General features: G+C 68.8%; 19 protein-coding genes. 14 read left to right on the top strand and 5 right to left on the bottom strand.

Annotated features, from left to right (window positions below; genetic code table 11):
• Positions 1-107: 107 nt before the first annotated feature.
• Positions 108-734, bottom strand: coding sequence for a TetR family transcriptional regulator (locus tag OG736_RS14560; RefSeq protein ID WP_327182816.1), 627 nt, complete (start codon positions 732-734; stop codon positions 108-110).
• 67 nt (positions 735-801) lie between these two features.
• On the opposite strand from OG736_RS14560, the gene OG736_RS14555 reads away from it, so the two are divergent.
• Complete coding sequence (locus OG736_RS14555) at positions 802-2,421, top strand: MFS transporter (RefSeq protein WP_327182815.1); 1,620 nt, start codon at positions 802-804, stop codon at positions 2,419-2,421.
• Between the two features lie 230 nt (positions 2,422-2,651).
• Positions 2,652-2,957, top strand: a complete 306-nt coding sequence (locus OG736_RS14550; protein WP_327182814.1) for a small hydrophobic protein — start codon at positions 2,652-2,654, stop codon at positions 2,955-2,957.
• Between the two features lie 21 nt (positions 2,958-2,978).
• Here OG736_RS14550 and OG736_RS14545 read toward each other — a convergent pair whose 3' ends face one another.
• On the bottom strand, positions 2,979-3,785 hold the full coding sequence (locus OG736_RS14545) for a potassium channel family protein (RefSeq protein ID WP_327182813.1): 807 nt from the start codon (positions 3,783-3,785) through the stop codon (positions 2,979-2,981).
• 69 nt (positions 3,786-3,854) lie between these two features.
• Positions 3,855-6,602 carry a pyruvate dehydrogenase (acetyl-transferring), homodimeric type gene (gene aceE, locus OG736_RS14540; protein ID WP_327182812.1) on the bottom strand — a complete coding sequence of 916 codons (2,748 nt, stop codon included), beginning with the start codon at positions 6,600-6,602 and terminating at the stop codon, positions 3,855-3,857.
• A 405-nt stretch (positions 6,603-7,007) separates the two neighbouring features.
• On the opposite strand from aceE, the gene OG736_RS14535 reads away from it, so the two are divergent.
• The 7 genes from OG736_RS14535 to OG736_RS14505 all read left to right on the top strand — a co-directional run bounded on the left by OG736_RS14535 (position 7,008) and on the right by OG736_RS14505 (position 11,791).
• Positions 7,008-7,445 (top strand): DUF3052 domain-containing protein, encoded by a 438-nt coding sequence (locus OG736_RS14535; protein WP_020126915.1) that lies wholly within the window; start codon positions 7,008-7,010, stop codon positions 7,443-7,445.
• A 144-nt stretch (positions 7,446-7,589) separates the two neighbouring features.
• A complete protein-coding gene (locus OG736_RS14530; protein WP_020126914.1) occupies positions 7,590-8,048 on the top strand; it encodes a peroxiredoxin in 459 nt (152 codons plus the stop codon).
• Between the two features lie 112 nt (positions 8,049-8,160).
• Positions 8,161-8,736 (top strand): calcium homeostasis/redox stress adaptation protein, encoded by a 576-nt coding sequence (locus OG736_RS14525; protein WP_020126913.1) that lies wholly within the window; start codon positions 8,161-8,163, stop codon positions 8,734-8,736.
• Positions 8,737-8,856: 120 nt separating this feature from the next.
• Positions 8,857-9,432 (top strand): TerD family protein, encoded by a 576-nt coding sequence (locus tag OG736_RS14520; protein WP_020126912.1) that lies wholly within the window; start codon positions 8,857-8,859, stop codon positions 9,430-9,432.
• Positions 9,433-9,481: 49 nt separating this feature from the next.
• Positions 9,482-9,658, top strand: a complete 177-nt coding sequence (locus OG736_RS14515) for a hypothetical protein (RefSeq protein WP_020126911.1) — start codon at positions 9,482-9,484, stop codon at positions 9,656-9,658.
• A gap of 146 nt (positions 9,659-9,804) precedes the next feature.
• On the top strand, positions 9,805-10,953 hold the full coding sequence (locus OG736_RS14510) for a DUF475 domain-containing protein (RefSeq protein WP_327182811.1): 1,149 nt from the start codon (positions 9,805-9,807) through the stop codon (positions 10,951-10,953).
• A gap of 100 nt (positions 10,954-11,053) precedes the next feature.
• Positions 11,054-11,791: a TerD family protein gene (locus tag OG736_RS14505; protein ID WP_327182810.1), complete on the top strand. Its 738-nt coding sequence runs from the start codon at positions 11,054-11,056 to the stop codon at positions 11,789-11,791.
• 19 nt (positions 11,792-11,810) lie between these two features.
• On the opposite strand, the gene OG736_RS14500 is transcribed toward OG736_RS14505, so the two are convergent.
• On the bottom strand, positions 11,811-12,554 hold the full coding sequence (locus OG736_RS14500) for a TerD family protein (protein ID WP_057599839.1): 744 nt from the start codon (positions 12,552-12,554) through the stop codon (positions 11,811-11,813).
• Positions 12,555-12,730: 176 nt separating this feature from the next.
• Here OG736_RS14500 and OG736_RS14495 point away from each other — a divergent pair, with 176 nt between their 5' ends.
• The 3 genes from OG736_RS14495 to OG736_RS14485 are packed head-to-tail and all read left to right on the top strand — an operon-like array spanning position 12,731 to position 17,375.
• Complete coding sequence (locus OG736_RS14495; protein WP_327182809.1) at positions 12,731-13,906, top strand: HpcH/HpaI aldolase/citrate lyase family protein; 1,176 nt, start codon at positions 12,731-12,733, stop codon at positions 13,904-13,906.
• Between the two features lie 26 nt (positions 13,907-13,932).
• Positions 13,933-16,575: a phosphoribosyltransferase gene (locus tag OG736_RS14490; protein WP_327182808.1), complete on the top strand. Its 2,643-nt coding sequence runs from the start codon at positions 13,933-13,935 to the stop codon at positions 16,573-16,575.
• Positions 16,575-17,375, top strand: coding sequence for an HAD family hydrolase (locus OG736_RS14485; RefSeq protein ID WP_327182807.1), 801 nt, complete (start codon positions 16,575-16,577; stop codon positions 17,373-17,375). Before OG736_RS14490 ends, OG736_RS14485 begins: the two co-directional genes overlap by 1 nt.
• Positions 17,376-17,393: 18 nt before the next feature.
• On the opposite strand, the gene OG736_RS14480 is transcribed toward OG736_RS14485, so the two are convergent.
• The gene (locus tag OG736_RS14480) at positions 17,394-17,615 is read right to left on the bottom strand and encodes an FmdB family zinc ribbon protein (protein WP_327182806.1); all 222 of its coding nucleotides are present in this window, start codon (positions 17,613-17,615) and stop codon (positions 17,394-17,396) included.
• Positions 17,616-17,900: 285 nt separating this feature from the next.
• On the opposite strand from OG736_RS14480, the gene OG736_RS14475 reads away from it, so the two are divergent.
• Complete coding sequence (locus OG736_RS14475) at positions 17,901-20,105, top strand: transglycosylase domain-containing protein (RefSeq protein ID WP_327187607.1); 2,205 nt, start codon at positions 17,901-17,903, stop codon at positions 20,103-20,105.
• 49 nt (positions 20,106-20,154) lie between these two features.
• A complete protein-coding gene (locus OG736_RS14470; protein ID WP_327182805.1) occupies positions 20,155-21,438 on the top strand; it encodes a polysaccharide deacetylase family protein in 1,284 nt (427 codons plus the stop codon).
• The last annotated feature ends 78 nt before the right edge of the window (positions 21,439-21,516 follow it).

Below are 21,516 nucleotides of genomic sequence, written 5' to 3'. Positions count from 1 at the left end.
GAGAGGGTCTCGGGTGACCCAAGTGACGGGGATCACGTTTCGGCGGGCGTGGCGAGGGTCATAAAGGCCTTTAGGCCTCTATGTCCGCCAGGTCTCGCGTATGTCCGTCAGGTCTCGCGCCAGTCTCCCAGCAGGGCGGGACCCACCCCGTCGAGATACAGGGATGTCAGCGCGCGGATCCGGTCCAGGCTGAAGTCCGCGCCGGTGGACCACTGCCGTTCCGTCACCCGCATCACCCCGCTGAACACGGCCACCGCCAGCCGCGGTCGCGGATCGGCGTCCACGTCGAGCCCCTCGCGCTCGGCGATCACCCGCGCGAGGTCCTCCTCCACCTCCACCGAGCGCCGCAGATGCGCGGCGAGCAGCACCGGCGTCGACTCGATCACCCGGTACATGCGCAGATACAGCTCCACGGGTACGACGGACTCGACGACCTCGTTGATCGAGTACCAGCCGTCCAGCACCGCCTGGCGCAGCGCCTCCAGCGGCGGCTCGTGCGGCGGGCGCGCGCGCACCGCCTCGACGAACCGTTCCACCGTCATCTCCACCAGGGCGAGCGCAGCCTCGTCCTTCCCGGCGAAGTAGCGGAAGAAGGTGCGCTGCGAGACGTCGACGGCGGCGGCGATCTCGTCGACGGTGGTCCCCTCGTATCCCTGCGAGGTGAACAGCTCCACCGCGGCGCGCAGCAGCGCGTCCCGGGTGCGCTGCTTCTTGCGCTCACGCAGAGTTTCCATGATGTGTCAGTTACCGACTTCTGAACTCGTTTGTCAATTGTCAGCGGCTGTCACTAACCTCGAACGCATGACCAGTCAGACCACCATCGACGCGACGGGACCGGGCGGCAAGGCGCCGGCGGACCCGTCGGACGGACCGCCCGCCAAGGGGCTGCGCGGCCACCCGTGGTTCACCCTCATCACCGTCGCCGTCGGCGTCATGATGGTGGCCCTCGACGGCACCATCGTGGCCATCGCCAACCCGGCCATCGCCAGCGACCTGGGCGCCACCTTCGCCGAGGTCCAGTGGATCACCAACGCCTACTTCCTCGCCCTCGCGGTCTCCCTGATCACCGCGGGCAAGCTCGGTGACCGCTTCGGCCACCGCCAGACGTTCCTGATAGGCGTCGTCGGCTTCGCGGCCGCCTCCGGCGCGATCGGCCTCTCCGACAGCATCGCGCTGGTCGTCACCTTCCGCGTCTTCCAGGGCCTGTTCGGCGCCCTGCTGATGCCGGCCGCGCTGGGTCTGCTGCGCGCGACCTTCCCGGCCGAGAAGCTCAACATGGCCATCGGCCTGTGGGGCATGGTCATCGGCGCGTCCACCGCCGGCGGCCCGATCCTCGGCGGTGTCCTCGTAGAGCACGTCAACTGGCAGTCGGTGTTCTTCATCAACGTGCCGGTCGGCGCCCTCGCCCTGGTCCTGGGCGTGGTGATCCTGCTCGACCACCGCGCCGAGAACGCCCCGCGCTCCTTCGACCTCCTCGGCATCGCCTTCCTCTCGGGCGCGATGTTCTGCCTGGTCTGGGCCCTGATCAAGGCGCCGACCTGGGGCTGGGCCGACGGCCTTACCTGGGCGTTCCTGGTCGGCTCCGCGGTGCTCTTCGCGGCCTTCGCCTTCTGGGAGACCAAGGTGAAGGAGCCGCTCATCCCGCTGGCGCTCTTCCGCTCGGTCCCGCTGTCGGCGGGTGTGGTCCTCATGGTCCTGATGGCGATCGCCTTCATGGGCGGCCTGTTCTTCGTGACGTTCTACCTGCAGAACGTGCACGGCATGAGCCCGATCGACGCGGGCCTGCACCTGCTTCCGCTGACCGGCATGATGATCGTCGGCTCCCCGCTCGCGGGCGCGGCGATCACCAAGCTCGGCCCGCGCATCCCGCTGGCGGGCGGTATGGCCGCCACAGCGATCGCCATGTACGGCATGTCCACGCTGGAGACGGACACCGGCAGCGGTCTCATGTCGATCTGGTTCGCCCTGCTGGGCTTCGGTCTCGCCCCGGTCATGGTCGGCGCGACGGAGGTCATCGTGGGCAACGCCCCCATGGAGCTGTCCGGCGTCGCGGGCGGTCTCCAGCAGGCGGCCATGCAGATCGGCGGCAGCCTCGGTACGGCCGTCCTGGGTGCCGTGATGGCCTCCAAGGTGGACGGCGACCTGCCCGCCAACTGGAAGGGCGCGGGCCTGCCCGAGCTCACCTCCGCCCAGCTGGACCAGGCCTCCGAGGCGGTCCAGGTCGGCGTGGCGCCGGTGGCCGAGGGAACGCCCGAAGCGATCGCCGCGAAGATCACGGACGTCGCCCACGACACGTTCATCTCCGGGATGAGCCTCGCCTCGCTCGTCGCCGCCGGAGTGGCGGTCGTCGCCGTGTTCGTCGCGCTGCTCACCAAGCGGGGCGAGAACGCGGAGGCGGGCGCGGGCGTGGGTCACATCTGACGGAACTTCAACAACTTTCCCCTATCCGGGTGACGACGCTAAAGGTTCCTCGCATCCGGCGCGCGTCGCAGGTCACAGTTAGTCAAGTCCTCCGGATGGGAGGACGGCCAGGGCCGCGGCGCGCTGCCGGAGGGGGACAGCGCGCCGACTGCCCGGCAACTGCGGGGAATGTTCCGCGTGTCGCGGGTACCCGAAGAACAACACATCCCCGGAATCCAGGGAGTTGTTCGATGGCCGGCTTCGGAAACGGCACGCGCAGGTACCCCCGCTCACGTGGCCGCATGGGGTCACGGACCGGGCCGGATCGCGCGACGCTCGGCATCGTCGGCCTCGTCTGCGCGATCGCCGGATTCTTCGCGCTGGGGATCATCCTCGGCCCGGCGGCGATCGTCTGCGGCTGGCTGGCCATGGGCCGCAGCTGGGCGGGTTCCCGTCCGGTACCGGCCCTGGTCGCCGTCGCCCTCGGCGCGATCGACACCCTGCTGGCGATCATCTGGCTGGCGGGAGCGACCGGCACGGGCAACGGGCTGCTGTAGCGCCGACCGTCGCCCTTCGGCCTACCGGGACGGCTGGTGGGTCGGCACGGGCGGGGGCCCGGGGCGCAGCGCCCCGTCCGGCCCGTCCCGCAATGCCCCTTCGGGCCGGTCCCGCAGCGCCGCCACTTCCGCCCGCAGCGCCCGTACCTCCAGCGTCAGGGCCAGGATCGCCTCCGTCTGGGCGCGTTCCTCGACGTCGTCCTTGTCGAACCGGGCGATGAACCACGCGGCGATGTTCGCGGTCACGACACCGAGCAGCGCGATCCCGGAGAGCATCAGCCCGACGGCGATGATCCGCCCCAGTCCGGTGGTCGGCGCATGGTCCCCGTACCCCACGGTCGTCATCGTCGTGAACGACCACCACAGCGCGTCACCCAGCGTGCGGATGTTCCCGTCCGGCGACTCCCGCTCCACCGAGAGCACGGCGAGCGACCCGAACATCAGCAGCCCGACGACCGCCCCCACGACGTACGTCGTCATCCGGATCTGCGAGGCCATCCGCGCCCGCCGCCCCACCAGCAGCAGCGTCGAGACCAACCGCAGCAGCTTGAGCTGCTGCGCCAGCGGCAGCAACACGGCGCACAGGTCCAGCCAGTGTGTGCGCACGAACCGCCGCCGGTCGGACGTCAGCGCCAGCCGGACCACGTAGTCCACGGCGAACGCGCCCCACACCACCCACTCGACCGCGGTGCAGGCGGTGGTCAGCGTGTGGTCGGCCGAGGTGTCCACGATCGGCACGGCGTAGGCGACGGCGAACACCACGGCGAGGCCCAGCAACGGGCGCTGGGTCCAGAGCTCCCACCGGCTCTGCGCCGATTGTTCTTGCATGCCCGCATCGTAAAGAACGAGTAAGGGGTGGTGAAGCCGCGGCTCCACCACCCCTTCGCACGCAGAGCGCTACGCGTCGCCTCCGGCCGCCCCCGGGTCCGCCGCCGACACGTCCAGCAGCTGGTACCGGTCGATGGCCTGCTTCAGCAGCGACCGGTCGACCTTGCCCTCCTTCGCCAGCTCGGTCAGCACCCCCACCACGATCGACTGCGCGTCGATGTGGAAGAAGCGGCGAGCCGCTCCCCGGGTGTCCGCGAAGCCGAAGCCGTCCGCGCCCAGCGACTGGTACGTGCCCGGCACCCAGCGCGCGATCTGGTCGGGGACCGACCGCATCCAGTCCGAGACGGCCACGAACGGCCCCTCGGCCCCGGCCAGCTTCCGCGTCACGTACGGCACCCGCTGCTCCTCCTCCGGGTGCAGCAGGTTGTGCCGCTCGACCTCGACGGCCTCGCGCCGCAGCTCGTTCCAGGAGGTCGCGGACCAGACGTCCGCCTTGACGTTCCACTCCTCGGCGAGGATCTTCTGCGCCTCGACCGCCCAGGGGACGGCCACACCGGACGCGAGGATCTGCGCCGGGATCGACCCCGAAGTGCCTTCGCTGAAGCGGTGCACGCCCTTGAGGATGCCCTCGACGTCCACGTCGTCCGGCTCGGCCGGGTGCTGGATCGGCTCGTTGTAGACGGTCAGGTAGTAGAAGACGTCCTCACCGTGCGGGTGCTCGGCGGAACTGCCGTACATCCTGCGCAGACCGTCCCGCACGATGTGCGCGATCTCGAAGCCGAACGCCGGGTCGTAGGCGACACAGCCCGGGTTCGTCGAGGCGAGCAGCTGCGAGTGGCCGTCCGCGTGCTGGAGGCCCTCACCGGTCAGGGTCGTCCGGCCGGCGGTCGCGCCCAGTACGAAACCGCGCGCCAGCTGGTCCGACATCTGCCAGAACTGGTCGCCGGTGCGCTGGAAACCGAACATCGAGTAGAAGACGTACACCGGGATCAGTGGCTCGCCGTGGGTGGCGTACGCCGAGCCCGCCGCGATCAGGGACGCCGTGCAGCCGGCCTCCGAGATGCCGTCGTGCAGCATCTGCCCGGTCGGCGACTCCTTGTAGGCGAGCAGCAGATCCCGGTCCACCGCCTCGTACTGCTGGCCGAGCGGGTTGTAGATCTTCGCACTCGGGAAGAAGGAGTCCATGCCGAACGTGCGGTACTCGTCCGGCGCGATCAGCACGAAGCGCTTGCCGAGCTCCTTGTCCCGCATGAGGTCCTTGAGGAGCCGCACAAAGGCCATGGTCGTCGCGATGGACTGCTGACCCGAGCCCTTCTTCACACTCGCGTACGTCTTGTCGTCCGGCAGCGCGAGCGGCTTCGAGCGCACGACGCGGGTCGGGACGTAACCGCCGAGACCCTTGCGGCGGTCGTGCATGTACTGGATCTCCTCCGAGTTCCGCCCGGGGTGGAAGTACGGCGGGAGGCCGCCCTCCAGCTCCTTGTCGGAGATCGGCAGGTGCAGCCGGTCGCGGAAGCCCTTGAGGTCGGAGACCGTCAGCTTCTTCATCTGGTGCGTGGCGTTGCGGCCCTCGAAGTTCGGCCCCAGCGTCCAGCCCTTGACCGTCTTGGCGAGGATGACCGTCGGCTGGCCGGTGTGCTCCACGGCCGCCTTGAACGCCGCGTAGATCTTCCGGTGGTCGTGACCGCCGCGGCCCAGGTGCAGGATCTGGTCGTCGGTCATGCCCTCGACCATCGCGCGCAGCCGCTGGTCGTCGCCGAAGAAGTGGTCGCGGATGTAGGCGCCGGACTCGGTGGCGTAGGTCTGGTACTGGCCGTCCGGCGTCGTGTTCATCCGGTTGACGAGGGTGCCGTCGCGGTCCTGGGCGAGCAGCGGGTCCCAGGAGCGGTCCCAGATCAGCTTGATCACGTTCCAGCCGGCGCCCCGGAAGACCGACTCCAGCTCCTGGATGACCTTGCCGTTGCCGCGCACCGGCCCGTCCAGGCGCTGGAGGTTGCAGTTGACGACGAAGGTCAGGTTGTCCAGGCCCTCACGCGCGGCGATGGTCAGCTGGCCCAGCGACTCCGGCTCGTCCATCTCGCCGTCGCCGAGGAACGCCCACACATGCGACTTCGACGTGTCGGCGATCCCGCGCGCGTGCATGTAGCGGTTCATCCGCGCCTGGTAGATCGCGCCGATCGGGCCGAGACCCATCGACACGGTCGGGAACTCCCAGAAGTCCGGCATCAGACGCGGGTGCGGGTACGAGGACAGCCCGTTCGGCGCCTTCGACTTCTCCTGGCGGAACGCGTCCAGGTTCTGCTCGCTCAGCCGGTCGAGCAGGAACGCGCGCGCGTAGATGCCCGGGGAGGCGTGCCCCTGGAAGAAGACCTGGTCGCCGCCGTCGCCCTCGTCCTTGCCGCGGAAGAAGTGGTTGAAGCCGACGTCGTAGAGGGACGCGGAGGAGGCGAAGGTGGCGATGTGACCGCCCACCCCGATGCCCGGCCGCTGAGCCCTGGACACCATCACGGCCGCGTTCCAGCGGGTCGCGTTGAGGATCCGGCGCTCGATCTCCTCGTTGCCCGGGAAGAAGGGCTCGGCCCGGGTGGGGATGGTGTTGACGTAGTCCGTGCTGCGCATCTCGGGCACGGCCACGCGCTTCTCGCGGGCCCGCTCGATCAGCCGGAGCATCAGATAGCGGGCCCGCTCCCGGCCGCGCTCGTCGATCGCGGCGTCGAGGGAGTCGAGCCACTCCTGGGTTTCCTCGGGGTCGAAGTCAGGAACCTGACTCGGAAGGCCGCCAATGATGATCGGGTTGCGATCGGATCCGGAAGCCACGCTGTTCCTTACCTGTCAGAGGGCTGGGTGGGACGGTGTTTCTCGTTCGTGCCTCGCGGGTGCCTCGCGGGGTGTCTCGCTGACTCTCCAGTGCCTGCACCGCCCCCATCGTGTACCTAGGGGCCGCAAACGTCATCTCTACCCCGAGGTAACCGGCACTCGTTCGAATCTCGTACCCTTGGATGGTTCTCAAATACGCAAACAGGGCAGATAGGTGTGGTGTACGTCACCATCCGTCCGAATCGCGTGCCTGGAGTTGCGTCGACACGGCCAGGATCGTCACCGTTTCGGCGGTCCGAACCGCCGGGTACTTGCGCGATCCGTCCCGTCCGTGTGGACTACGGCCAATGCTTCGCGCACGCGCGTGGCTGAGTAATTCCCCAAAACATGATCAGGAGGCAACCCGTGAGCGCGACCGCGGACCACGCGGAGGAGCGGACCAGCCCTGCCGTCAGGCTGGGTTTCCAGCCCGAGCAGGTGGTCCAGGAGATCGGCTACGACGACGACGTCGACCAGGAGCTCCGCGAGTCCATTGAGGAAGTCATCGGCAGCGATCTGGTGGACGAGGACTACGACGACGTCGCCGACGCCGTGGTGCTCTGGTTCCGCGACGATGACGGAGACCTGACGGATGCGCTGGTGGACGCCACCACGTACATCGAAGAAGGCGGGTCGATCCTCCTCCTGACGCCGAAGACCGGCCGTACGGGATACGTGGAGCCGAGCGACATCTCCGAAGCCTCGACGACTGCGGGTCTGTCGGCCAGCAAGAGCGTCAGCGTGGGCAAGGACTGGAGCGGCAGCCGGCTGGTGACGCCCAAGGCCGCGAAGTCCAAGAAGTGACGTCCAGGGAGTGACGTCCGAAGAAGTGCTGTGAAGTGACGCCGGGCGGGCTGGGTCCTCGTGCTCAGCCCGTTCGGCGTCTTTCGGCGGTCGCTGCGTAGGGTGGAGTCACCCAGACAGCCCCACCGAAGGGAAAACCAGGCGATGGCGATCCAGGTCGGCGACAAGGCCCCCGACTTCGAGCTCAAGGACAACCACGGCCGGGCCGTGAAGCTCTCCGACTTCCGCGGGAGCAAGAACGTCGTCCTGCTCTTCTACCCCTTCGCCTTCACCGGCGTGTGCACCGGCGAGCTGTGCGAGGTGCGCGACAACCTGCCGAAGTTCGCCGACCGGGACACCCAGGTGCTCGCCGTCTCCAACGACTCCATCCACACCCTGCGCGTCTTCGCCGAGCAGGAGGGCCTGGAGTACCCGCTGCTCAGCGACTTCTGGCCGCACGGTGAGGTCAGTCGCGCCTACGGCGTCTTCGCCGAGGACAAGGGCTGCGCGGTGCGCGGCACCTTCGTCATCGACAAGGAGGGCCTGGTGCGCTGGACCGTCGTCAACGCGCTGCCGGACGCCCGGGACCTCGGTGAGTACGTCGCCGCGCTCGACACCCTGTGATTCTTCGGCTCCAGGGCCTGCGTGGGGCGGGAACCCGTCACTAGGATCGACTCGTTGATCCGATATCCGACGCACCAGGGGCTCCCCGCCCCAGGACACCAATGGAGGACTTGTGGGAGTCAGCCTCAGCAAGGGCGGCAACGTATCGCTGACCAAGGAGGCCCCGGGCCTGACCGCGGTCATCGTCGGTCTGGGGTGGGACGTCCGCACCACGACCGGCACCGACTTCGACCTGGACGCCAGCGCGCTGCTGCTGGACAGCTCCGGCAAGGTCGGCAGCGACGCCAACTTCGTGTTCTTCAACAACCTCAAGAGCCCCGACGGCTCGGTCGAGCACACCGGCGACAACACCACCGGTGAGGGCGAGGGCGACGACGAGGCGATCAAGGTCAACCTCGCCGGGGTCCCGGCCGACATCGAGAAGATCGTCTTCCCGGTGTCGATCTACGACGCGGAGAACCGGCAGCAGTCCTTCGGTCAGGTCCGCAACGCGTTCATCCGCGTCGTGAACCAGGCCGGCGGCGCCGAGATCGCCCGCTACGACCTCAGCGAGGACGCGTCGACCGAGACCGCGATGGTCTTCGGCGAGCTGTACCGGCACGGCGCGGAGTGGAAGTTCCGGGCCATCGGACAGGGCTACGCGTCGGGCCTGCGCGGTATCGCGCAGGACTTCGGCGTCAACGTCTGAGCCACCCGCAGGGACCGAAGGTCCGACCGTCCGGCGCCGCACCGTTTACGGGCGGCGCCGGACGTGCAGGACAACCGAAGAGGAAGCACCTGAGCACCACCTAGGGGAGGACCAGCAATCATGGGCGTCACGCTCGCCAAGGGAGGCAATGTCTCCCTCTCCAAGGCCGCGCCGAACCTCACTCAGGTGATGATCGGACTCGGCTGGGACGCGCGCTCCACCACCGGAGCCCCCTTCGACCTCGACGCCAGTGCGCTGCTGTGCAACAGCGGGCGGGTGATGGGGGACGAGTGGTTCGTCTTCTACAACCAGCTCAAGAGCCCGGACGGCTCGGTGGAACACACCGGCGACAACCTCACCGGTGAGGGCGAAGGCGACGACGAGTCGCTCCTGGTGGACCTCTCCAAGGTGCCACCCCAGTGCGACAAGATCGTCTTCCCGGTCTCCATCCACATGGCCGACGAGCGGGGCCAGACCTTCGGACAGGTCTCCAACGCCTTCATCCGCGTCGTCAACCAGGCCGACGGGCAGGAACTCGCCCGCTACGACCTCAGCGAGGACGCCAGCACGGAGACCGCGATGATCTTCGGCGAGCTCTATCGCTACCAGGGCGAATGGAAGTTCAGGGCGGTGGGGCAGGGGTACGCCTCGGGTCTCCGGGGCATCGCTCTAGACTTCGGGGTCAACGTTTCGTAAAGAGCCGCTTACGCAGAGTGGCTCCGGCGGAAGGGCGGGAGCCAGTTTCATGCCCAGCGAATCGCAACGCCCCAGCCAGGTGATCAACGCCCTGATGTACTGCGCCGCATTGATCGCCGGCGTCGTGCTGGTGGTGGCCGGTCATGCCACGCCCGTCGAGGCATCCGGCTACGTCTCCCCGTTCCTCGTGATTTTCGAGGGGGCGAAGCCTCGCTCCCATGGCTGACCTCGCAAGACCTGCGGCTTTCCGGCCGGATCCAGGCCAAGCTCCCGGCCGGGTGAGCCGCACCGTAGACTCTGCAGTCAACGTCAACTTTTGGTAAAGCCGAGTACGGCGCGGGGGAGACCCGTACATACACGATTGGGTAGCCAGTGCTTCTGAAAACCTTCGGCTGGTCGTTCGCGGTCACCGCGCTCGGCCTGGTCGCAGCGGTCTTCTACGGGGGGTGGGAGGCCTTCGGCATCGTGGCGATCCTCTCCATCCTCGAGATCTCGCTGTCCTTCGACAACGCGGTGGTCAACGCCGGGATCCTGAAGAAGATGAGTGCCTTCTGGCAGAAAATCTTCCTCACGATCGGTGTTCTCATCGCCGTCTTCGGCATGCGGCTGGTCTTCCCCGTCGTGATCGTCGCCATCAGCGCCAAGATCGGCCCGATCGACGCCGTCGACCTCGCGCTCAACGACAAGGACCAGTACCAGCAGCTGGTCACCGACGCCCACCCGTCGATCGCCGCCTTCGGTGGCATGTTCCTGCTGATGATCTTCCTGGACTTCATCTTCGAGGACCGTGACATCCAGTGGCTGCGCTGGATCGAGCGCCCGCTGGCCAAGCTCGGCAAGGTCGACATGCTGTCGGTCTGCATCGCGCTGATCGTCCTGCTGATCAGCTCCTTCACCTTCGCGGCCCACGCCCACCAGCACGGCGGCGCGCACGCCGACAAGGCGGAGACGGTGCTGATCTCCGGCATCGCCGGTCTGATCACGTACATGGTCGTCGGCGGGCTCTCCGGCTACTTCGAGGACAAGCTCGAAGAAGAGGAGGAACGCGAGCACGAGGAGGAGGAAGAGGCCGCGCGCACCGGCAAGAAGCGTTCGCCGGTCGTCCTGGCCGGTCAGGCCGCGTTCTTCATGTTCCTCTACCTCGAGGTCCTCGACGCGTCCTTCTCCTTCGACGGCGTGATCGGCGCCTTCGCCATCACCAACGACATCGTGCTGATGGCGCTGGGTCTGGGCATCGGCGCGATGTACGTCCGTTCGCTGACCGTGTACCTGGTCCGCCAGGGCACCCTCGACGACTACGTCTACCTCGAGCACGGCGCCCACTACGCGATCGGCGCCCTCGCCGTGATCCTCATGGTCACCATCCAGTACCAGATCAACGAGGTCATCACCGGCCTCGTCGGCGTCGTCCTGATCGGGTGGTCCTTCTGGTCCTCCGTGCGCCGCAACCGCGCATTGGCGGCGGCTGAGGGAAAAGCCCAGGGCTCGGACGAGAAGACTGAGGTCTCGTCCGGGGTGTGATCACCTTTGGAGCGAGGAACGCTCTGAGCGGGGCGGCCGGTGAGGACGAGTCCTCCACCGGCCGCCCCGCCGGTTTTCATCAGTGGACGTGGGGGCGGGAATGGGCATTTTCGACGGGCTCCTCGGCAGCCGGGCCGCCGACTTCGACTCGGGCAACGCGGCCACCAACGCGATCGAACTGACCAAGCGGCATCATCAGGTCTCCCTGACCAAGCAGGGAGCCGCGACCGGCAACCTGCGCGTCAACCTGACCTGGCGGATGCGGACGTCCGACATCGGCGGACCGCAGCGGGAGAGCCTGCTGCGGCACCCCTTCAAGGCGCTGCGGCCGCCCGAGGTCGTCGGACACAGCCAGAGCATGGTGAACGTCGACCTCGACCTCGGGTGCCTGTACGAGCTGGCCGACGGGACGAAGGGGGTCGTACAGCCGCTGGGTGGCCTGCTGGGGGACGTGAACGCGGCACCGTACGTGAAGCTGAGCGGGGACGACCGGTTCGGGTCGGCGTCCGGCGAGACGATGTACGTCAACCTCGACCACCGGGAACAGATCAAGCGGCTGCTCGTCTTCGTCTACATCTACGACCAGACGCCGGCGTTCGACCGTACGCACGCGATCGTCACGCTGTACCCGAGCAACGGGCCGCGGATCGAGATAGGCCTCGACGAACGGCACCCGCAGGCCCGGTCCTGCGCGGTGGTGATGATCGAGAACGTGAAGGACGAGCTCATGGTGCGGCGCGAGGTGCGGTTCGTCTACGGATTCCAGGCGGAACTGGATCGTCTGTACGGCTGGGGACTGACGTGGGGCCGGGGCTACAAGACGAAGGTCGAGAAGTAGCGCCCGAACCCCCGGCGGCTCACCGTCCGACGAACTGGGGGCCCTGCGGGGGGAGCCGGAAGGAGCCGTCCGGATAGCCGTACCCGTAGGTCGGGAGACTGGCCGGGTAGCCGTACGCCGGCTGCTGCTGGGGGACGGCCGAGGTCGGCTGCTCGGGCGGCAGGGGCTGGGAGAGGCTGGGAGTCTGCGGGGCCGGTTCGGGAGCCGCGCCCGCTGCCTCCTCCGACTCGTCCACCGAGATGCCGAAGTCGGTGGCCAGGCCCTTGAGGCCGTTGGAGTAGCCCTCGCCCAGGGCGCGGAACTTCCATCCCTCGCCGCGCCGGTACAGCTCGCCGCAGATCAGCGCCGTCTCCTCGCCCGTCTCGGGGCGGATGTCGAACGTGGCCAGCGGCTCGCCGTCGGCTGCCGCGTCGTACAGCACGATGGTGAGGGAACGTACGCGGTCGAACGTCACGCCGTCCGCCGAAGCGACCAGCAGAATCTGGCCGACGCCGGACTCGACACCGGACAGATCTGTCTGGATGGTGTCCGTGAGGCCCTCGGCGACGCGCTTCTTGCCGAGCCGCCACACCTTCCCGGAAGGGTGCCGGGGCTGGTTGTAGAAGACGAAGTCCTCGTCGGAGCGCACACGGCCGTCGAGGCCGAGGAGCAGCGCCGAGGCGTCGACGTCCGGGACCCCCTGCCCGGGGGTCCAGCGCAGCACGGCGCGTACCGTGGTGGCTTTCAGCGGGACGTTCGACCCCTTCAGCATCGCGTGCGTCATGCGGTCATCCTGCCTTCTCGGGCCTGCTCACGACAACGCGGGGTACACGGCAAGTCTCATCCGCGAGTTACCTGAAATTCATGCCGGGTGGGAACCTCTGACACGGATCCCTACGTACTATTACCGGCCACCTCATACCGAATCCACAGACTTACCTTGCACCACGGGGGAGATTTATGCGTCATTTCGGGCACCTCGCCCCTGAGGTGCGACAGCGCCTCTTCTACCGGGAGCCGTGCGTCTTCGACGCCGACTCACCGGCCAGGCTGCTCTCCGCGGCCCTGGGCGCCACGCTGTACAGCCCGGCCACCCGGCCCCGGCTGGCGGACGACATCGTCAAGCAGACCGGGCGCGGCGTGGTGTCGATGGTGCTGTGCCTGGAGGACTCCATCGGAGACGAGGACGTCGAGGCCGGCGAGGAGAACCTGGTCCGGCAGTTCGCCGACCTGGCGGGGCGCAGGGACACGGAGGGCGCGGAGCTGCCGCTGCTCTTCATCCGGGTGCGGACGCCCGAGCAGATCCCGGACCTGGTCCGACGGCTCGGGGCCACCGTGGAGCTGCTCAGCGGATTCGTCTTCCCGAAGTTCACCGAGGAGCGGGGCATCCCCTTCCTGGAGGCGCTGGCGGGCGCCGAGACGGCGAGCGGACGGCGACTGTTCGGCATGCCCGTCCTGGAGACGCCCGAGCTGATGTACCGCGAGTCGCGGGTGGACGCCCTGGAGGGCATCGCCCGCGCCGTCGACAAGTACCGCAGCCGGGTCCTCGCGCTGCGCCTCGGCGTGACGGACTTCTGCTCCTCGTACGGGCTGCGCAGAGCGCCCGACATGACCGCCTACGACGTCCAGATCGTCGCCTCGGTGATCGCCGACGTGGTGAACATGCTGGGCCGGGCCGACGGCACCGGGTTCACGGTGACCGGTCCCGTGTGGGAGTACTTCCGGGTTCCCGAGCGCATGTTCAAGCCGATGTTGCGGCACAGTCCCTTCCTGGAGGGGCAGGCCGTCGAGCTGCGCGAGAAGCTGATAGAGCACGCGATGGACGGGCTGCTGCGCGAGATCTCCCTGGATCATGCCAACGGTCTGCTGGGCAAGACCTGCATCCACCCCTCGCACGTGCCGGCCGTGCACGCGCTGTCCGTCGTCAGTCACGAGGAGTACAGCGACGCGGCGGACATCCTGCGGCCGGAACGAGGCGGCGGGGGTGTGCTGCGGTCGCAGTACACGAACAAGATGAACGAGGTGAAGCCGCACCGCGCCTGGGCCGAGCGCACCATGCTCCGCGCCGAGGTCTTCGGTGTCGCGCACGAGGACGTCAGCTTCGTCGACCTGCTCGCCGCCGGAATACCCGGCTGAAGAACCACCTCACTCACAAGGGACGCATGAACAACGCAGTGAACAACGGGGACGACGGGATCTGGTCCGGGACGTGGGTCGCCGAGCGGCTCGGTGTCGAGCTCGTGGGCGACGACGCGCTGACGGGCATGCTGGGGCTGGCCCTGCGCCGCAACCCCAAGCGGGCGCATCTGCTGGTCTCCAACGTCCTGGGCAAGCACGTCCCGCAGTCGCCGTCCGTGGTGCACGGCCACGGGTTCACCCTCGGCCGCCGGGTGCGTGAGCTCCTCGGCGCCGAGGAGACGGCCGAGGCGGTCGTCCTCGGCTACGCGGAGACCGCCACCGGCCTCGGCCACTCGGTCGCCGACGGCCTCGGCACCGCCCCCTACCTGCACTCCACCCGCCGCCCGGTCGCCGGGGTGGCGCAGGCCGGCGGCTTCGAGGAGTCCCACTCGCACGCGACCTCGCACCTGCTGCTGCCGGAGGACCCGGCGCTGCTGGTCGGGGACGGGCCGCTGGTCCTGGTCGACGACGAGTTCTCGACCGGCAACACGGTTCTGAACACCATCCGGGCCCTGCACGAGCGCTATCCGCGGCGGCGGTACGTCGTCGTCGCCCTCGTCGACATGCGGTCGGCGGCGGACGCGGGCCGGCTGGACGACTTCGCCCGCGAGATCGGCGCCCGTGTCGACCTGGTCACCGCCGCGTCGGGGACGGTACGGCTCCCTGCGGGGGTGTTGGAGAAGGGCCAGGAGCTGGTCGCGCGCCACGAGGCTGCCGCGCCGGGCCGTCAGACGTCCGCGGCGCCGTCGGAGCCGGTCGCGCCCCGCGGCGGAGCCGCTCGACACAGCCCCGCGCCCCTGGGGGACGTTGCAGCCGACGCCCGCTTCGACGCCTCAGGGGCGCGGGGAACTGCGCGACAGGCCACGACGGACCCGCACCCGGACGGCGACCGCACCGGGCGGACGCGGCCCCACGGCCACATATCGCGCGTGGACCTGCACTGGCCCCGAGGCCTCCCCGACGGCGGCCGGCACGGGTTCACGCCGAGGCACCGCGACCGCCTGGACGGCGCCCTCCCCGCCATGACGGCCCGCCTCGCCGAGGCGATACCCGACGGCGTCGAACGCGTCCTCGTGCTCGGCTTCGAGGAGCTGATGTACGCCCCGCTCAGGCTGGCCCGTGAGCTGGAGCAGGTGGTGGCCGCCGAGGTGCGCTACTCGACCACCACCCGATCGCCCGTCCTCGCGGTCGACGACCCCGGCTACGCGATACGCAGCCGAATCGTTTTCCCCGCGCACGACGACCCGGCCGACGGCCCCGGCGAGCGCTATGCCTATAACGTCGCGGGCAGTGGCTTCGACGCCGTCGTAGCCGTCGTGGACTCCGTGGCCGACACCCGGGAGCTGCACGCTCCCGACGGTCTCCTGTCCCAGCTCGCCGCGTTCACCCCGCACGTCGTCCTCGCGGTCGTGCCGTCGTACGTCCCCGAGCCGCTGTACGCAGCCGCCTTGTCGGAAGAGAGACCCGCCATGCTGCCCGAGCCCCTCCGCGGCCCCGCCTTCTCCTCGTACCCGCCCGAGGAGGTCGGCTGGCTGCTCCAGGACCTCTCGGACGTGACGCTGGAGGCGCCGACCGAGGAGCGGGAGGAGGCCATCCAGAGCGGCGGCGCGCACTACGCCGAGTCGCTGCCCGTCGAGTACCAGCCCAGCGAGCAGTACCAGGAGCTGTTCCACGCGGCGCTGGAGACGTCGGCGGCGCGGATCGCGCAGGCCGTGGGCGTGGTCACGGAGACGGTGATCGCCGAGCGCTCCCCCCGGCCCGTGCTCGTCTCGCTCGCCAGGGCCGGCACCCCGGTCGGTGTGCTGATGCGCCGCTGGGCGCAGTTCCGGCACGGCCTCGACCTGCCGCACTACGCCGTGTCGATCGTGCGCGGCCGGGGCATCGACGCCAACGCGCTGCGCTGGCTGGCCGCCCATCACGACCCGCGTGACGTGGTCTTCGTCGACGGCTGGACCGGCAAGGGCGCGATCACCCGGGAACTGGCCGCGGCGATCGAGGAGTTCGAGGCGGGCGGCGGCGCGGCCGGCTTCGACGCGGAGATCGCGGTGCTGGCCGACCCGGGCTCGTGCGTGCGGACGTACGGCACCCGCGACGACTTCCTGATCCCGTCCGCCTGCCTCAACTCGACCGTCTCGGGGCTCATCTCGCGGACCGTGCTGCGGGCCGACCTGGTCGGGCCGAACGACTTCCACGGCGCGAAGTTCTACCGCGAGCTCGCCGGCACCGACGTCTCGGTGGCCTTCCTGGACGCCGTCGCCGCGCGCTTCCCCGAGGTCGCGGACGCGGTCGGCGGCGCGGTGAAGGAGCTGCTGGCCAGTGACCGCACGCCGAGCTGGGAGGGCTGGCGGGCCGTCGAGCGGATCAGCGAGGAGTACGGCATCCACGACGTGAACCTGGTCAAGCCCGGGGTCGGCGAGACCACCCGGGTGCTGCTGCGCCGGGTGCCGTGGAAGATCCTGGCGCGGGCCGGCGCGGGCGCAGACCTGGACCACGTACGGCTGCTCGCCGGACAGCGAGGGGTGCCCGTCGAGGAGGTCGGCGACCTGCCGTACACCTGCGTGGGGCTGATCCACCCGCAGTTCACCCGGGGCGCGACCGGTGCCGACGGCAAGGCGGTGACGGTCTGATGCCGGTTCTGGTGGCGAGCGATCTCGACCGTACGCTCATCTACTCGGCGGCCGCCCTGGCGCTGACCATGCCGGACGCGCGGGCGCCGCGGCTGTTGTGCGTGGAGGTGCACGAGGCCAGGCCGCTGTCGTTCATGACGGAGACGTCGGCGCAGCTGCTGACCGACCTCGGCGACCGGGCGGTGTTCGTGCCGACGACCACCCGGACGCGCAAGCAGTACCAGCGCATCAACCTGCCGGGCCCGGCGCCGAAGTACGCGATCTGCGCGAACGGCGGCCATCTGCTGGTCGACGGCGCGACGGACCAGGACTGGCACGCGAGCGTGCTGGCCAGGCTGGCCGACGAGTGCGCGCCGCTCGCGGAGGTGGAGGCATACCTGGCGAAGACGGCGGACCCGTTCTGGCTGCGCAAGCAGCGCGTCGCCGAGGACCTGTTCGCCTATCTCGTCGTGGAGCGCGAGCTGCTGCCCGAGGAGTGGGTGAAGGAGCTCGCGGCCTGGGCGGAGAACCGCGGCTGGACCGTGTCGCTCCAGGGCCGCAAGATCTACGCCGTGCCGAAGCCGCTGACCAAGAGCGCGGCCGTGCGCGAGGTGGCCCGCCGCACCGGCGCGGAACTGACGCTGGCGGCGGGTGACTCGCTGCTCGACGCCGACCTGCTGCTGGTCGCCGACCGGGGCTGGCGTCCCGGGCACGGCGAGCTGGCCGAGGCCGCCTGGACGGCCCCGGCGATCACCGCCCTGCCGGAGCGGGGCGTGCTGGCCGGGGAACGCATCCTGCGGGAGTTCCTGAAGAATTCCTGAGAAATCGCCGGGCGGCGGTCAGCCGCAGCAACCGCCGCCGCAGCAACCACCACCGCCGCCCCCGCCGCCCGCCTTGGGCGCGGGGGCGGACTTCGTGCCGCCCACGGCCACCGTGGAGAGCAGTTTGACGGTGTCGTCGTGGCCCGCGGGGCAGTCGGCGGGGTCGGCGGACCGGGCCATCGGGCGGCTCAGTTCGAAGGTGTCGCCGCAGGTCCGGCAGCGGTACTCGTAGCGAGGCATGGCGTCAGACTAAGCCCCTATGCTCGGACGTGGTGTCAGCAGTTTCGGCTCTGTTCACTTCTGTCGATTTCTTCTGTGGAGAATTTGCGAAGAGCGCTGGTAATTTGAGAGCGCCGCGTTGAACTCCAAGGTCGGGAGGGTTCAAGGTTTGCGGCCGCGTCAACGGCAACCATGTCAGGCCCTCGTAAGTCTGTACGTCTGCCTGCGAGCAATACGGAGTGCGGAGGGAGACGCGTCGTGAGCGAGGCGGGGCAGGGGGACAAGCCCCAACAGCCTGACGAAACCATGCAGTTGAAGGTTCCTCCGTCTTTCCGGGCGGACGAGACCATGCAGCTGCGGGTATCGGATATACCGGCGATGCCGGAAATGTCCGAGAGTGACGACGAAGGAAAGCCGCGTTCTTCGAAAAACCGAAGAAAAGCCCCGCGCCCTTCCCTCTTTGTACGAATTTCTTCGTTTCTGGGTCCCCGGCTGGCCCCGCTCCTGGCCGTACTGGCTCCGTATGTGGCTCGTGTCACGCCCTACGCCCGCAAGCTCCGCCCGCAGTACCCGCGCCCGGGCCGCGCCGACTGGCGGCGCTGGATACCCTCCTGGCGGCAGTGCCTCGGCGGCGTCCTCGCGTCCATAGGCCTGAGCGGCACGCTCCTGGTCGTCGCCTACGCGGCCACCGACATTCCGGACAACATCAACTCGTACGCCACCCAGCAGGACAACGTGTACTTCTGGGCCGACGGGACGCCGATGGCCCGCACCGGCTGGGTGCAGCGGCAGGCGATGCCGCTGAAGGACATCCCCGAGGACGTCCGCTGGGCGGTGCTGGCCGCCGAGAACGCCAGCTTCTACAGCGACCCCGGCATCTCCTTCAAGGGCATCAGCCGCGCCCTGTTCCGCACCATCGGCCAGGGCGACACCCAGGGTGGCTCCACGATCACCCAGCAGTACGTCAAGAACGTCTACCTGAACCAGAACCAGACGGTCAGCCGTAAGTTCACCGAGGCCATGATCTCCCTCAAGCTCGACAACCAGATGAGCAAGGACGACATCCTCGAGGGCTACCTCAACACCAGCTGGTTCGGCCGCGGCACCTACGGCATCCAGCGCGCCGCCCAGGCCTACTACGGCAAGGACGTCGGCGAACTCAACGCCAGCGAGGCCGCGTTCCTCGCCTCCCTGCTCAAGGGCGCCGGCCTGTACGACCCGACCCTGAACTCCGCCAACCGAGCCCGGGCCGTGGAGCGCTGGTCGTGGACCCTGGACCGGATGGTCGACATCGGCAAACTGTCGAAGGCCGAGCGCGCCAAGTACACGAAGTTCCCCGAGCCGCTCAAGTCCAACCCGCTGTACGACACCGGTGAGCAGACCGACTACCTGGTGGAACTCGCCTCCCAGTACGCCAAGAAGGCCGGGAAGATCTCCGACAAGGACTTCGACCTGGGCGGCTACCAGATCTACACGACCTTCGACAAGAAGCGCGAGACCCAGCTCACCGACGCCGTCACCAAGGCCCGCAAGGACGCCCTGAAGGACGACCCCAAGAACGCGAAGACCGCCCACTACGGCGCCTCCTCGGTGGCCTCCGACGGGCGGATCCTCGCCGTCTACGGCGGCCCGGACCACCGTACGCAGGGCTACAACGAGTCCAACGCCACCACCGTCTCGGCCGGCAGCGCGTTCCTGCCGTTCGTGTACGCAGCCGGCCTGGAGAACGGGATCCACAAGACCCGCGACGGGGACACCACACCGGTCACCGGGGAGACGCTGTACGACGGCGACGACAAGGTGCCGGTGAAGACGCCCGAGGGGCCCTACTGGGACCGCAGCGGCAAGGTGGTGGCCGCGAAGAACGACGACGGCGAGTCGTACGGGCAGATCTCCCTGCACCGGGCGATGGAGCTGTCGGTGAACACGCCGTTCATGCAGCTCGGCATGGACGCCGGCCTCGACGTGGTGCGCACCACCGCCGAGAAGTCCGGGCTGCTCTCCTCCAGTATCGGGGCGCAGGTGCCCGCGCTGTCCATGGGCAGCTCCACGCCCAGCGCGATCCGCATGGCGAGCGGCTACTCCACCTTCGCCGCGGGCGGCAAGCACACCGAGCCGTACTCGGTGCGCCTGATCACCAAGAACGGCACCAAGGTCGTCCTGGACACCCCGGCCGTCGACCGCGCGTTCGGCGCCGACGTGGCCGAGGAGGTCAACTCCGCGCTCGCGGACTCCTTCCGCACCGCCCACCCGGACGACGTGCCCGCCTCGCAGCAGACGGCCGCCCGGACCGGCTCGCTCGGCCAGGTGGCCGGGAAGGCCGGCACCACCCAGGACGACACCGCCGCCTGGTACGTCGGCACGGCCAAGGCCGTGTCCACGGCGGTCGTCGTCTACCGCATCGACCTGAGCAAGAGCCTCCAACCGCTTCCACTGAAGGGCATCGCCGGCACGACCGACGACAGCGTTCCCTACGGCATCTGGTCAGGTGCCATGAGCCCGCTCGGCTGACCACCGAGACGGGCACCCGCGTCCCCGAAATCCGGAGAATGATCCGCACATGAAGTCACCGTCGGGCCGCCGCCGCAAGGCTCCGGCAACGCGCCACCCCGCCACCACGCATCCGGGGTTCCTGACGCTGGCGGCGCTCCTCGTCGTCGCGTCCCTGGTGGCCGGCTACCTGGTGCTCAACCGCACGACGAACACCGCGCCGACCGCGTCCTCGGGGGACAACAAGAAGGCGTCGGCGGGGGCCACCAAGGAGCCGGAGTGGGACGGCAGGACGAAGGTCCTGGGGGACGGCTCCACCTCGTACACCGGACCGCAGACCGGGCAGCTGAAGGCGGTTCCGCTCAAGCCGGGGGAGAAGCCGCCCCAGTTCGTGGTCTTCTCCTGGGACGGCGCGCTCATGGGCGACGACGGGCTCTTCGAGCACTACCGGAAGATGGCCGAGGAGTACAACGCCCACATGACCTTCTTCCTCACCGGCATCTACCTGCTGCCCAAGAGCAAGAAGGACCTGTACTCCCCGCCCCAGCACCCCAAGGGCACGGCGGCCATCAGCTTCCCCACCGACGAGCACATCCGCACCACGCTGGAGCAGCTCGGCGAGGCGTGGAAGGAGGGGAACGAGATCGGCACCCACTTCAACGGCCACTTCTGCGGTGCCAAGGGCGGCGGCGACTGGAGCGTCGACGAGTGGAAGAGCGAGATCGACCAGTTCTACTCCTTCGTGGAGAACTGGAAGACCAACACCGGCTACACGGACATCGACCCGCTGCCCTTCGACTTCAAGAAGGCGGTCGTCGGCGGCCGCGCGCCCTGTCTGGAGGGCCAGGCGAACCTGCTGAAGGCCGCCAAGAGCTACGGCTGGCGCTACGACGCCAGCTCCACCGGTGACTTCCAGATCTGGCCGACGAAGAAGAACGGCATCTGGGACTTCCCGCTCCAGCTGCTCCCCTACGACGGCGGCAAGTACCAGGGCCTGTCGATGGACTTCAACTTCCTCTACAACCAGTCCGACGGCGAGGTCGACGGCGACGCGGCCCAGTACCCGACCTGGGAGCAGGAGACCGTCGACGCCTACATGGCCGGCTTCAACCGCGTGTACTACGGCAGCCGGGCGCCCCTGTTCATCGGCAACCACTTCGAGGAGTGGAACGGCGGCATCTACATGAAGTCCGTCGACCAGGTCATCGAGAACGTGTGCACCAAGAAGGACGTCAAGTGCGTGTCCTTCCAGGAGTTGGCCGACTGGATGGACGTGCAGACGCCGGCGACGCTCGAGCGGCTGCGCACGCTGGATCCGGCGCAGAATCCGGACTGGTCGACCGTCGTGAAGTAACCAAACCTCAACCGAGTCCCCTCTTCACAACAGACACACACGCCATGCAAAGATGCCCTTCCCGGCATCCCTCCGCCG

Source organism: Streptomyces sp. NBC_01334, assembly GCF_035983595.1.
GTDB lineage: Bacteria > Actinomycetota > Actinomycetes > Streptomycetales > Streptomycetaceae > Streptomyces > Streptomyces coriariae.
The sequence above is the reverse complement of the archived record's forward strand: the minus strand, read 5'-3'. Positions and strand labels throughout refer to the sequence as shown.

Excerpts from the sequence above, each read along its gene's own strand:
- OG736_RS14485 (WP_327182807.1), top strand. The coding sequence starts at position 16,575 with ATGCCGGTTCTGGTGGCGAGCGATCTCGACCGTACGCTCATCTACTCG.
- OG736_RS14495 (WP_327182809.1), top strand. The coding sequence starts at position 12,731 with ATGCGTCATTTCGGGCACCTCGCCCCTGAGGTGCGACAGCGCCTCTTC.
- OG736_RS14520 (WP_020126912.1), top strand. The coding sequence starts at position 8,857 with ATGGGCGTCACGCTCGCCAAGGGAGGCAATGTCTCCCTCTCCAAGGCC.
- OG736_RS14530 (WP_020126914.1), top strand. The coding sequence starts at position 7,590 with ATGGCGATCCAGGTCGGCGACAAGGCCCCCGACTTCGAGCTCAAGGAC.
- OG736_RS14475 (WP_327187607.1), top strand. The coding sequence starts at position 17,901 with ATGCAGTTGAAGGTTCCTCCGTCTTTCCGGGCGGACGAGACCATGCAG.
- OG736_RS14480 (WP_327182806.1), bottom strand. The coding sequence starts at position 17,615 with ATGCCTCGCTACGAGTACCGCTGCCGGACCTGCGGCGACACCTTCGAA.
- OG736_RS14545 (WP_327182813.1), bottom strand. The coding sequence starts at position 3,785 with ATGCAAGAACAATCGGCGCAGAGCCGGTGGGAGCTCTGGACCCAGCGC.
- OG736_RS14555 (WP_327182815.1), top strand. The coding sequence starts at position 802 with ATGACCAGTCAGACCACCATCGACGCGACGGGACCGGGCGGCAAGGCG.
- OG736_RS14505 (WP_327182810.1), top strand. The coding sequence starts at position 11,054 with ATGGGCATTTTCGACGGGCTCCTCGGCAGCCGGGCCGCCGACTTCGAC.
- OG736_RS14550 (WP_327182814.1), top strand. The coding sequence starts at position 2,652 with ATGGCCGGCTTCGGAAACGGCACGCGCAGGTACCCCCGCTCACGTGGC.
- OG736_RS14500 (WP_057599839.1), bottom strand. The coding sequence starts at position 12,554 with ATGACGCACGCGATGCTGAAGGGGTCGAACGTCCCGCTGAAAGCCACC.
- OG736_RS14560 (WP_327182816.1), bottom strand. The coding sequence starts at position 734 with ATGGAAACTCTGCGTGAGCGCAAGAAGCAGCGCACCCGGGACGCGCTG.
- OG736_RS14515 (WP_020126911.1), top strand. The coding sequence starts at position 9,482 with ATGCCCAGCGAATCGCAACGCCCCAGCCAGGTGATCAACGCCCTGATG.
- OG736_RS14490 (WP_327182808.1), top strand. The coding sequence starts at position 13,933 with ATGAACAACGCAGTGAACAACGGGGACGACGGGATCTGGTCCGGGACG.
- OG736_RS14470 (WP_327182805.1), top strand. The coding sequence starts at position 20,155 with ATGAAGTCACCGTCGGGCCGCCGCCGCAAGGCTCCGGCAACGCGCCAC.